Here is a 14,409-nt window from a genome sequence, read left to right as displayed (position 1 = left end):
AATGGCAAAATCGTTTTTAAAGGGACAATGAAATTCTGACAACAAAAAAAGCCTCAAGTAATTGAGACTTTTGTAAGTTAATCTGCGGTTCCGTTGAAATCATAGAAAGCATTGTCTTCTTTATAGCCACGGCGGAGTTCAATGATTCGGATTTTTTTACCACCCTCGGTCAAGACGACTTGATAATAAGAGCGAGCTTCTTCAGGTTTATCTATATCTTTATAATCAACAGCGATTGTAAAGTTATCCTTTCCTTTCAGCTGACTCTCTAGACTAACTAGAGTGCCTCTGAAATCAGCTGGGATTCTCTTCACTTGTTCTTCTGAAAGAACACTATAATTGATGCTTTCACCGTCGTTATTTGAGATGGTTCGTTTTTCTTTATCAAACTTTAAGGTAGTTCCTACTCCACCCTTAAAATCACTACTCTCATAACCATGTTCTGGTGAAAAGCCCGTATAGCTATCTTTTAACACATTTTTAGAGAGACTTTCAGGTGATTTTTGACCACATGCCCCTAGTAAAATCAAGGCTAACCCTACTAAAACAATTCTTAAAAAGTGCTTTGCTTTCATCATTTTTTCTCCTAATCATTATTTACCTCATTATAACAAACATCATTTTTTCTTGCAAGTGTTTATATAACTTATTGTATATCTTTTTAGATAACTTCATCCGCAAAGAAGTCGTCTCCGTCATCATAATAATCATAGTCACCGTGAATAACACTAGCTGCAGCTGCCTGGAATAATTCATCTGTGGAAGTAAAGGATTGGGATTGTACCTTTTGCCCTTTACTGTGACGGCCTGATAGTTTAGGAGTTTCGCCATTGTTGCTGAGGAGTGGCATGGTCAAACGTTGCCTCCAGTCGATGATGTTGTTGAAGGCTGTACCTGCATCAACTGCTATTTCTTGAAGCTCTAGCTCACGGTGTGCACTTTCGACTGGAATATCCGCAAGAGTCATCGATGTATCAAACTCCTCTTGTAAGAACATGTATTTGTAAGGGAAGCTGTTCTTATCATGTGCGAAGATTGGATCCGTTGTGACCTTACGTCCAACATTATCCCGTCCCTTGACCCCACGTAAGATAACCGCTTCTCCTTCCTGAAGCTTGGCCAATTGCGTTGGTGTCAACAACTCTTGTTTTGGATTCTCGACAGCTACATTTGGATTGGCTTCGTCCAGGATATTGCTGGATCTTCGTCTTCTGGTAATGGTACGTGTCCCCAACTCACCACTAAATCTCTTATTGGTATCTGGAGACGTCGTTTTGACGTAAACTTTCAATGAACAGTTATCCAGAATCGTTTGCGCAACATTTTGACCATAGACATTAACCAATTGTTCCAAGTTTTGAATCCAAAGATAATAGAGAATGTTTTGCCCCAATCCAATGGAGATTTTCGTATCCATGTGAGGAATAGCTGGCATGTTTGTAAACTCATCCAAGATATGGAGAATGCGATTGATACATTTCCGACCATTTGTTAATGCAAGCTCATAGTTGGCATTGTATAACTGATCTAAGAACAAAGAGACAATCCCATTGTACTCTGTGCGGTTTGGCGGTGTTACCAGATAGATGATTTTCGGTTTATCTGAATAGACCAGTTCAATATCCGACTCCTGAAGAAGATTTTGGGTGTCTTCTTTATTCTTAAGGACGGTTATATCGATATGATCTAAAATCGGCTTCTTAGTGTACTCATCTAGTTCTAGGCTATCTCCAGCTTTTCGATAGACTTTTTCAGCTGAAAATTGGAAGATTTGATTTCGAACAGGGGAATAACCATTGTTCTTATGGTTGAAATCAATCGTTACCGTAAACTGATCTGGAAGTTTAGGCTCGATGGCATAGGTCAGATAGCCTTCCCCATCGACTAAAGCCGTTGCTTGCTTTACATAATCGACTTTCTTTTTGACTTTCCCCCACTTCTTCAATCCTGTAATCGTTACTTTAGCAGTTTTGTGCTTGAACTCATTTTTAAGTTGACTATTGGTACTTGATCTCAACTTGACAGACAATCGACGTGGGAAACCAAAAGACTCTAAATCAATAGAGTTTTTAGAAGTCAGTTTAGCCACGTTGTCTTGCAAGAACAGGTTGATACCTGTCATCATGCTAGAGTAGACATTCCCTTTAGTCTCATCACCACCAAAGTCTGAAGCACGAAATTCGATATCCGCCATTTGTCTAAATTTTGAGAATTGTTTTTGATTGACTTGTCTCAAATTATCAAAATAGACTGTGATTTTTGATTTCTTGGATACTTGTTGTTCTCTAGTTGGATTTTCGACGATTTCACCAGCACTATCTACAAAGACTTCTTCAGACCCCATTGTCGCCAAGAATTTCGCAACGTTAGGGATCGTAATGGTATCCCAGGCATCATCTTCACCATTTTGATAGGTTTCATTAGCCCGATCCATCAAAGCCATTGTCAGAGCGTTAAATAGGGATATAGAAGACTTACGGAAGTATTCCGCATTTCCCTTCTCTCCACCTTTTTGTTTCGGATAAATGGATTCTGCGACTGCGTTGACATAGGTTTGAGTCTTCTCATAGTAGCCCTTCTTTGCGGCTGCTATGGCCAAAGCTAGAGAATTGTAGGACATGGACCAATCCATATTTTGGAAAGAAAGAACATTGACATCATAGTCACGTTGCCTCATGAGTTTGTAGGAGGCTTGATAATGCTCCCCTTTCGGATCTGCTATAACCATCGATGGTTTCAACTCCGCACGGCTATTGATTTCAATTGCTGGAGTGATATGACCCTCACCCTTACCTGAACGAGTCATACCAATTCCTAACAAGTTAGTAGGCTTATCTTCAATGTAGTAGTAACCTGAAGGAAAAGCTAGCATACCTAAAATCCGCTCTGCATTGGTCACATATCGACTGATTTTCCTATTTTGCCATAACATTTGGGTTCTCAGTGTTTGTCCTGCTAAATCATGAGTCAGTTCATGAAATACAGGAGCCCCACCCTCACCTGGATAAGTTAAAGCTTTATTAGGGATCTTTTTGTATTGACGACGAATTTCATCAATCGTCACAAAGCGGTCATCTCCTTCTTCATTGTTGTTATAGTCTCGAAACTGCTCAAAGTTTATCCAGGCAGATTTCCAGGCGATAACTAATCCCAGTAAAAAGATTGGAAATGCTAAAATCGGTGCTATCAAGAAGACTTTAGCGTTCAATAAACTTTGAAATAAGAGGCTGTTTAAGTCAAAGTTTACGGCCTTGCTAGCATCTTTAAACGACCAAATACTAAAGTAGAGAAAGCGGATTGTAGCCCTCAAAACAGTAACCAGGTAATTGGTTAAGATAAAAGCAATAAAGCTAAAACCTAATCCCATATAAACGAAGCTGCGATAACTTTTAAAATAAAGAATCGGTTTCATTTCTTTATCAAAACGTTTCCGTTCTCGTTTAACAAAAGGGAGGGTATAGAATATCCTGAAGAAAACATTCCAAAGAATGAGAGAGACAAGCGCAAAGATTTTAGGTAAGAATGACTTCATCCCATTGAGCAGCCCTCTAACTGATTGTCTCCAAACTTGTTTCCAATCAATTCCTTTACGATTTTTCCAACCTATTTTTATTGCCTGGCTTAGACTACTCTTTCCTGCTAATAACCTTTGATAGCTTCTTAAAAAATACGGCTGGAAGAGTTTAAATAGGTAATAGCCTGCCACCCCTAGAAAAAGGAAGGCAGTGAGCCAACTGGCTCGAATCGCTTGGATAAGGGTATAAAATACTACTTCAAATAACTCAAACAAACGACTACCCCCTTACACCTTCCAAAAACCATTCCATTTTTCGAGTATAGAAGCTCGAAAAGAGAAATATGTGAAACTGTAGCCTTGGAGAGGCTTTCTCATAACGGTGAAAGTAACTTTCTAACCATTTCTCTCCATCCAACTGAAGAACATTCAATCGACTGGATCGACTTTGTTCTAAGTAATTGGTCACCTGAAGAGATTCCGCAATCAATTCATCAGACAGATAATTGTATTTTTGTCTTTCCATTGTTGCACTCCTTTCTTATTATCTCTTAATTCCCCTCTATTCTAAAGGATAATATCAAATTCTTTGTTAAAGGGACAAAAGATATTGTTGTGCCATAAGTTATATAACTTTTTATACAATAAATAAACAACAGAAAAAGCACACAAGTGTTCTTGTATGCTTTCAATCCCTTTAGAATGGGGAATCCGCATCCATTGGTTCAGGATAGGATGTAGGAATAGAACTTTGTGTCGGCTGAGAAAAGCCTTGTTGTTCCTGCTTACGTCGGTTTGATGCTTCCTTATTTTCAAGGAAAGTGATTCCTCCTTGTTGGTTTGGGGAAATAAACTGATACGTCCGACGTTGACCTTGTTCATCGTTATATGGTCGTTGGATAATTTCTCCTTTTAAGAGGATTGGAGAGCCTTTTGATAGACTCTGAGCCATCAATTCTGCTTGTTTTCCGTATACTTGCACATGGAAGAAACTAGAAATTGGTTTATTTGTATCATCATTCATACTCGAATCACAAACAAACTCAAATTTGAAACTGGCATGACCATTTTTAGTTTGACCTACTGCATCACTTGGGATGAATGCAACACGTCCAGTAGCGATAAATACTTGCATTTTTTTCTCCTTTCAATAAAGACCACAAGAGAGTTATACCCCAGCTTGTGGTCATCCTTTCATTTTAGTTCGTCAAATTAGTTTTCTTTCGACTTACGAAGACCTGCAAGACTCAACAATCCCAAAATCATTCCCACAACTGGAAGCATGCTTGCTGATGTTCCAGTGTTTGGAAGTGATGGCTGCGGTTGTGGCTTACCTGGTTCTTTAGGTTCTGGTTTCGGAGGCTCTGGCGTTGTTGTTGTAACTTTTGCCGTCATCTCTTGTAAATTGACTATATTGATAAAGGTATTTTCAACCTTTCCGGCTGCGATGCGTTCGACTTCTAGATAGAAGTCTGCATCGAACGTGCCTTTTACACCTAATGAGTTTAAGAAGTCCTGATTAATAACATACGACCATTTGCCTTCCTTTTCGTTCCATTTAACGGTCACAATTTTCTTAAGGAAGTTAGGATCCGTATCTTGGTTCACTTCAAATAAGAAGGCATAAGTTGTACCTTTGGCGATCTTGTCGCCAGCTTTGACTACTTTTCCATCCTTCAGGATGACATCATAAGTCAAGATAAGGTCCTTCTCAGCTGTGTACTCTGTACCCTTGAAAATACCTTCCCACTTACCTGTGAATCGATCATGAACCACATCCAACTGATCACTACCATCATATTGGAAGAGGCTATCATGTTTAGTAGGCACGGTTACGCCATCAAGTAGATAGCGGATGTATTGACCAATCTGTACTTCTTGGCCGTCCAAGACTTTTTTATTATCCTTTTGATCCAAGGCGTGTTTCTCTGGATTCACATCAGGAACCGAGATAGTGACAAGGTTTGATTGATAGCCATTGCCAAAGTCGATTTGTTTAAGATCGTTTTCGACTTTCTCCCCTGCTTTAACCAGGAGCTTAGCTGGGAGATCAATCGTCACCTTTTTATTTTGCTTCACATAGTTGTAATAAAAACTCTTAGAATCCTTCGCTACCCAAAGATAAAACTCACCTTTAGGATTTAAGTTCAATTCTTTCAGAATCTTATTGATTGCATCTGTACGCCCTTTGTCTGAAAGGACGTGATACATGTCAAACAAGTCTTTTACATCTTTACCTGCAGCAGTCATCTTGATCTTACTGTGGTCAACTGTGAAGGCTTTGTCTTGAACATCATCAAAGATTCCAAACTTCTTACCAATCGCTTGCGCTGAAGCAAGGGTTTTGGTGTAAGAGCTATAGTCTGTCATCAAGCGGAAAGTCACGGTGCGATCAAATGTTGTCGCCCCATTGATATCCTTACCAGAGCGATCCAGAACGGCTTTGACTGGTTTTGGTGGCTTCGGTGTGTAGTTCGTAACAGTGTTTGAGAAAACCTCATAGTTATTCACTAGCACTTTATAAGTGTTATCATAGAAACCTTTGTCATAGATTGGCTTCCAGGTAATCACTGGGGCATCTAGGCGCTTCCCTTCGTAGGTTGCAGTAAAGGTATACGTATTCTTTCCTGCATCATAGGCAACGCCCCATCCTGCTTTCTCTGCAGCTGCCTTTGTGACAGCCACATCAGGAACTGCTCCAGCTTCGAGTGGATCGATGATGGTAATCTTGTCCCCTTTTTTAAGGTTCGCATAGATATTGTCATGATTCAATGTGTAGAGCTGCACAGCGTTTTTAGCAACTGTTTGACCGTTTGTATTGGTCTTGTCTGTATCTGCTACAGATTTGCTGACAACTGGTTTATAATGCAATTTATAGCCGTGATAGTTTGCTGATAACTTCTGATTTTTCGTCTCAGAAAGTGTTTTAAGAGCCAAGGTTGGCTTAACTGGATTTTTCGCTTTAACCAATTCAGCTGATACAGGTTCAGTCTGAACTGGCTTCACGGTTGTTTTTGTGATAGTTGCAGTAGCTGGAACTTCAACGACTGGCGCTACAACCTTTGTATTCAAAGCAAACCAATAGGTTTGGCCATTTGGACTTTCTGGTCCATCCCATTGAATAAATTCGGTTGTGAAGGCTGTCCCTTCCTTAAAGACTCCAAGAGCGGCACCCTTGTACTGATATGCTGAAGAGGAAGTATCCCAAAGATGACCTACCTCTTCCTCACGGTTATAGTCTTCTGCATAAACATAGCCATAATCCTTGTTTTGAGTAACAGTTGATCCATTAATTTCAACATGTGTCCCATTGATGGCTTTTGCGCCTTCCCACCCGATAGGGTTGTGGTTTAGAGACGAGTAGGTCAAGGCTGCAGGTGTCTTTTTAGATGCCTTGAAAGCTACTTCTTGGCCGTCCTCATTGTAGTAGTAGGTATCTGTAACCAGGAAGTTCATGTAGTCCGCAGCTCCACCTGTTCCATCATTTCGAGCTACTACAAAGCCTTCTGTTGGATCATTCAAGACATAGACATCGTTTAGGCCCGTTTTACCTTGGTTTACAATTTGAAATTTTCGATGGATACGAGAAATATTGTGTTGTTTCCCATCCTCGGTTGTGACTGTTAAGCCGTTTAACCCAGTATAATCAATTTCTGTTGTCCAACCATTGCCCACATCTTTGTATTTCAAGACTTTGGTTGAGTCTAGAACACGAGAGTACCCAGATCTGCCACTTGATGAGGCGATATAATCCGTAGTCAGTTCTTCTGCTCCTGAAGCTGTAGACTTCACAGTTGCTTCAGGATTAGCGGTCGAAAGACTTAGAGCTTGTAGTACAACTTCTTTTGTGTATCCTTCAGTGCTTGTTTTAGACTGAAGATCGTTGTACTTCTTCTGCCATTCAGCTTGGGCCTGCTTAGCTTGATTATAAGCTGCCTGGTTTTGTTTGGCAATTTGGTTAGCCTCATCTACTGAGGAAACTTCTTGGGTTTTAGAACTGAGAAGTACACCTGATTTTTTCAATTCAGCGAACTTACGGTCAGCATCTTGATTGACTTGTTCACTAGCATTCTTCTTCTCTGTATAGGCAGCCATGAGGGCTTTGTTAAGCTCCACTTTACCTTTTGCAGTCGCAATAGCCTGGTCATTTTGTTTCTTCAATGCTTCGACTTCTGCGACTGAAGAGACCGTACGTGTAACGACTTTAACATCAACCTTTTCTTTCTTCAGCTGTTCAGATGCGCTTTCTACCGATTTGTTTAGAGCAGTAGCTTGTTCAACAGTAGCATCATACTTAGCTTTTTCACCCAGGTATTTTGTTACTGCTTGTTGGTTATCTGACAAGACCTGTTTAGCTGTTTGAGTAGCTTTCTTGTTTTGGTCTGCTGAACCATCTGTGGCAGTTGAACCGTCATTCGTTACTGTGACAGTTGTTGCTCCTTCATGCTTGGCTTTTTCATCCGCTACAAATTGATTGTTAGCGTGAATAGCTTCTTGCGCCTCCTGGAAGGCTTCATTGTTTTTGACTTGTTTTGTAGTCGTTTCTTCCAGTTCCTTGACCTGCTTGCTCTGATCTTGTTTAATCTCAGACTTAGACTGTTCAAGTTTTGGAGCAGTGGTATCTGTCCCCTTATCAACGCTTGGTGTTTCAGATACAACTACTCCAGCTTTTTTAGCATTGTCAGCAGCCTTTGTGACTGCTCCATTATCAATCGCTACAGGCTGGCTTCCTGTTGCTTTACCAGCTTGTGTAGCGTACATGTTATTGTCATTTTTGCTTTCAGGTTGTACTGCTTCATCCGCAAATGCTGAACCTGCAGAGAAGGCTACAAAACTTGCGATTGCAATACCTGATGCTAAACCTTTAGCCCATTTTTTCTTACGGAAATATCCGTGTCCTTGTGTTTTTTCTGTCATTTAATTGTTTCCCTTTCCATTTCACCTTAAAACATTTTCTTCTTGTAGACATAGCTGACTGCCGTCAACAACATAGCCCCAATAGCACCCAGAATGCTTTCTGCCGTTCCTGTATTTGGAAGGGTTTTGAGCTTCCCATCTTTGTCAGTAACAGAGATAGTCTTATCTTCGTTAACTGTTCCACCAACCTCTTCAGGAGCAACCACTGAGCCATCTGAAAGGACTACGTTTCCGCTTTGGGTGCTAACAATTGACGCACCTGTATTTGTTTCAACAGGCTCTTTTGTCACATCATGAACTACTTGACCTGTTGAGGTTGAAGTGGTTCCAATTTGTGACTTCCCTTGCTGGTTCGCTTGATCAGTAGTTTTTGGCTTTTCATCCGGAACACCATCTAAACTACCTGCATTATCCTTGTCTTGTGGCTTATCTGAAGGTGCTGGTTTATCAGCTGGCACCCCGTCAAGACTTCCTGCGTTGTCTTTGTCTTGTGGTTTATCTGATGGTGTTGGAACACCATCGAGACTACCTGCATTATCCTTGTCTTGTGGCTTATCTGAAGGTGCTGGTTTATCAGCTGGCACTCCGTCAAGGCTACCTGCGTTATCCTTGTCTGAGGGAGCTGTTGGGTCAACTGGAGTAACTGAAGGCTCTGTTGGCTGAACTGCTGGAGCCTCTGTTTCTGTTGAAGCGCTTGGCGCTGTTGGCGTAACTACTTCTGTTGTTGGTGCTGAAGAGTCAATTGGTGTTACTTCATCAGCTGATACAAATCCAGCTTGTGCAAGTGCGATAGTTGAAAGTGCTAATGTAGCTAATACTTGTTTCTTGTTCATTGTGATTTTTCCTTTTCTAATTTTTAAGATAATTTGATTCTTTTGGTTCTGTTTCTACAACAAATCCATATTTTGAAGAATCAGAAGCTTTTACATCAAAAGTTAATCTAACGCTAGATGATTTATCCCCTCTTTTGACAGACAGGATATAGGAAACCGTATATCTTTGAGTTTCTGAATCATAATTCAATTTCTCTAAAATAACGGACTGTAAAATTCCTTCTTTCGGTTTGGTAAATTTTGCATCACCTTCAGAAAGAAAATCTACTAGGTTTTCTTTTTTGCCCGAGTAATAAGAAGGTAAGAAATAACGGCTAAATACATCAACCTCATTTTTCGTTGAAATGATAAGTTGAGTATTTTTTTGTTCCTGGTATAAGAAATTTACTTTTTCGGACTGGCTTGATAGTTGAGCGAAAGCAAAAAATACGCAAATGATATTTATTACTGACAACACTCCCAAACCACCTAAAAATAGATAAATTTTCTTCAGGGAAACTGACTGCTTTTGAACAATAGGAGGGGCAACAGTTATTTGACCTCCTGCTTTTAGATCATGTGATGGACGATTTGGTTGTGAAACAGCCATCGTCTCACCTTCAGCTGGGAAAAGAGGAAGAGAAGAATTGGACAATCCCATACTTTGTTTATATACAGGATAAATCTGGTTCTCAAAATACTCCCTTTTTTCTTGATAGCTGTAATTTGCAAATTCAGAGCGAGTAAGTATCGCTTGAATGAGGGGAAGCAAGAGGTTTTCATAGTCTTCTGTAATGAGGAAGGGACTAGCGTAAACCTCTCCTTCTGTCACCACGCTTTTCCCTTCCAGATGGGCGATTGCTACTTTTTTCAGCTGAAACTGACCATACGCCTGTTTTAACTCTTTAAATAACAATTCGGCTTGTTGAAATGTTAGGTAGGGTAAACTTTTTGAAATCGGCTGAGAAAAATCAGAAAGATGATCCAATCCCTCAATGATATCAAGTAATTCACTATCATCTTCTGGACCTCTTCCATCTTCCCAGGAGATTTCTAAAAATAGATCGTCTGTAATCGTACAGCAACCTTTATTAAAGAGTGAAAAAGCCATAAATCACCACCCCTTAACTTTTCACGAAATCAAAAATCCATTCAATAATACTTGGTCCCGCTGAAACACCAATAATTGCAATTGCAATAGACACCCAATTTTTTTTCATTGAGGCTTTTAACTCCCGTCCACCAAACGCATAAATGAGCGAAGTGACAACGGCAGCTAGACCAAATAGCGCAACACTGACTAGCTGAACTTTTGTAATTCCTTGTCTTGCCAAGTTATCCGACTTAGCAAATGGATCGTCCGCATAGACTGTAGATCCTGTTAGGAATAGGGAAAGGCTCAATAAAAACATCTGTGATTTTGTTTTTACTTGCTGAAGTTGTCTTGTCAAATAGTTTTTCATAGAAATCCTCCTTTGTTTTTTTGACAACGTTAGTATAATAGATAATTGAAAAAAATTTTTTAAAGGGACAATCATTTTTTTAAGGTGAATTTTAAGAAAATAATGCTTCACCAAATGACGTTTTTTCAGCTTCGACGTCGAATAATATTTTTCTTTTGTCTTCACGGTGATACTCATCTGGTGCATCACCTTCTACCCAAAGATGAAAATGATACTCTTGGTTGTGATCAGATAAGTTCAGAAACTCTTTAGAAATTAAAGGGAGAACCTTATGTTTAATCACTCTTTCCAGTGGCCGTGCACCATCTTTTATATTTGTTCCTACATCCAATAAATAAGTAACCAAACTTTCTTCATAAGAGAGAGTCAACCTTTGATTCTTCATTCTTTCTTTAATTTCTGATAGATGTTTGACAATAATTTCCTTATTCACTTCCTCGTCTAACATGTTGAAAATCAATTTATATTCAATTCGATTGAGAAATTCTGGTCTGAACCTAGTTTCTAACTCCAACGTCATGCTCTTTTCAAACTGAACCTTATCCCTGTCGGTTAGCTTTTTAAAATTCCCTTTTAATTCGTACTGCTTAATAATTTTTTGAGAACCAATATTCGTAGTAATAATAATAATCGTATTCTTAAAACTCACTTGCCTTCCAGTTGAATCAGTCAAACGTCCTGCATCAAGCACCTGCAAAAATAAATCTACAACTTCTGAGTGTGCTTTCTCCACTTCATCGATCAGGATAACGCTATAAGGTTTTTGTTTAACCTTCTCAGTCAATTGACCTTTCGTTCTCGTTTGACGATCGCCAATCAGCTTTGTAATATCTCCTTTTTGCTTATACTCAGACATATCAAAACGAATGATTGCCTCCTCATCATCAAACATCCCCTCTGCCAATGCCAGGGCAAGCTCTGTTTTCCCAACTCCTGAAGTGCCTAAAAACATGAAGGAAGATAGGGGCTTTCTTTGATCCTGTAAACCAGCTTGTGCAACAGTTATAGCGTTCACAACAGCATCTACAGCCTCATCTTGGCCTTTAACACGTCGTGATAGCTTTTCTTTTAAACCATCTAGCCTTTCCTTGTCACCTTTCAAAATCGTCGTGACAGGAATACCTGTTTTATTTTTCAGCACCTCTGCAATTTCTTGCTTCCCGACATGGGCTAATCCATTTGTAGAACAAATTGTCGCTGCTTCATCTATTAAGTCGAAGGCTTTATCAGGTAAAAATTGATCTGGTATGTAACGAACAGATAAAAGTACAGCTTGTTTTACAGCTTCAGAACTAATAGATACCTGGTGAAAGTTTTCATAAATAGCTTTAGCTTGTTCAAGAATTTCAATCGCTTGAATAGTTGTTGGCTCATCAACCATAATCGGTTGCATCCTTCGCTCTAGCGCTCGATCCTGTTCGACATACTCATGAAATTCATCCAATGTAGTTGCACCAATCAATTGCATCTCACCACGTGACAAAACTGGTTTAATAATATTTCCAGCATCCAAAGCGCCCTTATCTGAACCACCAGCACCAACAATCGTATGAATTTCATCAATAAAGAGAAGATTCTCTCCTTTGGTTTCTACCATCTCCTCAATAATTTTCTTGAACTTAACAATAAATCCTCCATCCTCATCTGACATTAAACTAGATAATTCCAGAGAGCGTACGGTCAAGTTTTTTAATTTTGGAGATACCTGGTTTCGTAAAATGGCTAAAGCAAATCCTTCAACAATGGCTGTTTTCCCAACTCCAGCTTCTCCTACCAAAATAGGATTATTCTTAGTTCGTCTGAGAAGAGTGGTCTGAACAGCTTCTACTTCTTTATCACGTCCGTACACCTGATAATCTTCTGCTTTTTTTGAAACTTTTTCTGTCAAATTATCTGTATAACGATCTAAATAGGGTGTTTTTTTCTTTTCTTCAGTAGTCACACTTAATCACCTCTCTCTTTTACTTCCTTGATTTGAAGAGTAAGCTTATCTTTTATCGCATCCACAAATTCTCGTGGATTGATTGTCCCTTCTCCTATCTGAGATAGAAACATTTCCCAGCCTCCTGTTGTCTCTGGATCAGAAAACTCATTGTCATAGAGATAATTGATCAGTAAATAGGCCTTGTTGGTAGGAGTTAGTTGACCTGTTTTTTTATCTTTAACAACATAGCCCTTGCTCTGAATTTTTTTAATGATTTCTCCTCTAGTGGCTTGAGTTCCCAAGCCATATTTAGGAAATATTTGGCCAATCAATTGGCTTTCAGTTAATCGTTTAGGTGGTTTTGTTTCACCCCCTACAATCTGAACCTGCGTATCAATTTCATCTCCCACTTGATAATCAGGAACTTCAACAGGACCTCGTACCTTTCGTGAACTCCATTTAGCCCATCCTAATTTATGAAGCGTTCTACCCTTTGTTTTAAAAACAAGACCATTATTCTTTACTTCAATTGTTTTGGTCGAATAATAACAATCATCTGCAAACATCAAGATTGCCTGCTTCACAACCGCTTCATAAATCAGTCGTTGGTCAGTCTTTAAATTTGAAAGATTTGGAATTCTTTCAGTCGGAATCAAGGCTGAATGGCTCGTACCAGATACTTTTTCATCATTGACATAATCTTCCCTAGGCTCCAAAAACGCTGGCTGAAAATGACAATTAATAGCCTTTTGATAGGCAGATAGATTTTCTTTTAAATCGTCAAATTCAAAGCGACTGATGTATTCTGAGTCCGGACGTGGATAGGAGAGAAATCCTTTCAAATACAGTCCTTCAACAATACTCTCTGTTTTGCTTGAGTCAAATTTCCAGGCGCTTGCTGCAAAACTTTGTAATGCAGACAAGGTAAATAGCTGTGGAGCGGATTTCTGATGATTTTCTATCTCAACTGAAGAAATAATAGAGGTGGTTGATAACCCCCTTGAAGAGGCTAAAATAGCCTCACTATCCTTAGTTTTGTCTTTTGTTGTGAAGAATACCCCATTTTTCTTATCCTCCAGCTGAAGCTTCCAATATTTTTCTGGAGTAAAGTTACGAATCGCTAAATCATTTTCACAGACTATTCTAATTGCAGGTGTCTGAACTCGACCAACCGATAGATGGCTACCTTTTGTTCGAGGGAGTTGTCCTCTTGCTTGAAGATCAAGTGTAGCAAGAGGTGATAAATTCATACCTACCAACCAGTCACTTTGTGCACGTGCTTCAGCTTCCAAGTAGTAATTATAGGTCTCTGAAGGTTCCTTCAATTCCTGAAAAGCTTTTTGAAGAGCTTTCTTGGTCAAAGAGCTTGCCCAAAGCCGTTTCCAAATTTTCTCCTTGCCTCCTGGTATGTGCGACAAAATAGAGTACGCAATCCGCTCCCCTTCTCTATCAGCATCCGTCCCAATAATCACTTGATCCGCTGTTACCACTTCATCATAAATTCTCTTAAATTTTTCTCTTGAATTCTTATCCTCTTTGAGATGTTGCTTAAATGAAACATTTGTCAGAGGTAATTTATCAAGTGACCAGTTGTCTGGTTCACTATATTCAAATAGGTGCCCTTCAGCAGCCACCACATGAACTTCAGCTGGAAAATAGAGTGATTGCCTGATAACATAGACACCTTTCGTTTTACTAAATTGTCCCAAAGCTGTAGCATAAGCTTCTGCCTGTTTCTCTTTTTCAGCCAGAATAACTATAACCATATCATTCTCCTTC

The 14,409-nt window shown here is 39.4% G+C and carries 10 protein-coding genes; all 10 read right to left on the bottom strand.

Annotation, left to right across the window (positions count from 1 at the left end; all coding sequences use genetic code 11):
• Positions 1-77: 77 nt before the first annotated feature.
• Positions 78-578 (bottom strand): hypothetical protein, encoded by a 501-nt coding sequence (locus tag MK396_RS02400; RefSeq protein WP_084910576.1) that lies wholly within the window; start codon positions 576-578, stop codon positions 78-80.
• A gap of 83 nt (positions 579-661) precedes the next feature.
• Positions 662-3,790, bottom strand: coding sequence for a VirD4-like conjugal transfer protein, CD1115 family (locus MK396_RS02395; protein ID WP_268723541.1), 3,129 nt, complete (start codon positions 3,788-3,790; stop codon positions 662-664).
• Between the two features lie 4 nt (positions 3,791-3,794).
• The gene (locus MK396_RS02390; protein ID WP_061742871.1) at positions 3,795-4,040 is read right to left on the bottom strand and encodes a hypothetical protein; all 246 of its coding nucleotides are present in this window, start codon (positions 4,038-4,040) and stop codon (positions 3,795-3,797) included.
• A gap of 171 nt (positions 4,041-4,211) precedes the next feature.
• Positions 4,212-4,649: a single-stranded DNA-binding protein gene (locus MK396_RS02385; RefSeq protein ID WP_061742872.1), complete on the bottom strand. Its 438-nt coding sequence runs from the start codon at positions 4,647-4,649 to the stop codon at positions 4,212-4,214.
• Between the two features lie 77 nt (positions 4,650-4,726).
• Positions 4,727-8,431 (bottom strand): SspB-related isopeptide-forming adhesin, encoded by a 3,705-nt coding sequence (locus tag MK396_RS02380; protein ID WP_268723540.1) that lies wholly within the window; start codon positions 8,429-8,431, stop codon positions 4,727-4,729.
• Between the two features lie 26 nt (positions 8,432-8,457).
• Positions 8,458-9,264, bottom strand: a complete 807-nt coding sequence (locus tag MK396_RS02375; protein WP_247955317.1) for an LPXTG cell wall anchor domain-containing protein — start codon at positions 9,262-9,264, stop codon at positions 8,458-8,460.
• Between the two features lie 16 nt (positions 9,265-9,280).
• A complete protein-coding gene (locus MK396_RS02370) occupies positions 9,281-10,354 on the bottom strand; it encodes a hypothetical protein (RefSeq protein WP_268723539.1) in 1,074 nt (357 codons plus the stop codon).
• Positions 10,355-10,367: 13 nt separating this feature from the next.
• Entirely contained in the window at positions 10,368-10,706 is a 339-nt protein-coding gene (locus MK396_RS02365) for a hypothetical protein (RefSeq protein ID WP_000800858.1), read from the bottom strand.
• A gap of 91 nt (positions 10,707-10,797) precedes the next feature.
• Positions 10,798-12,648, bottom strand: a complete 1,851-nt coding sequence (locus MK396_RS02360) for an AAA family ATPase (RefSeq protein ID WP_268723538.1) — start codon at positions 12,646-12,648, stop codon at positions 10,798-10,800.
• 2 nt (positions 12,649-12,650) lie between these two features.
• Positions 12,651-14,396 (bottom strand): type IA DNA topoisomerase, encoded by a 1,746-nt coding sequence (locus MK396_RS02355; protein WP_268723537.1) that lies wholly within the window; start codon positions 14,394-14,396, stop codon positions 12,651-12,653.
• Positions 14,397-14,409: the final 13 nt, after the last annotated feature.

Source organism: Streptococcus oralis (assembly GCF_026782235.1).
Classification (GTDB): Bacteria; Bacillota; Bacilli; order Lactobacillales; family Streptococcaceae; genus Streptococcus; species Streptococcus oralis_CC.
The sequence above is the reverse complement of the archived record's forward strand: the minus strand, read 5'-3'. Positions and strand labels throughout refer to the sequence as shown.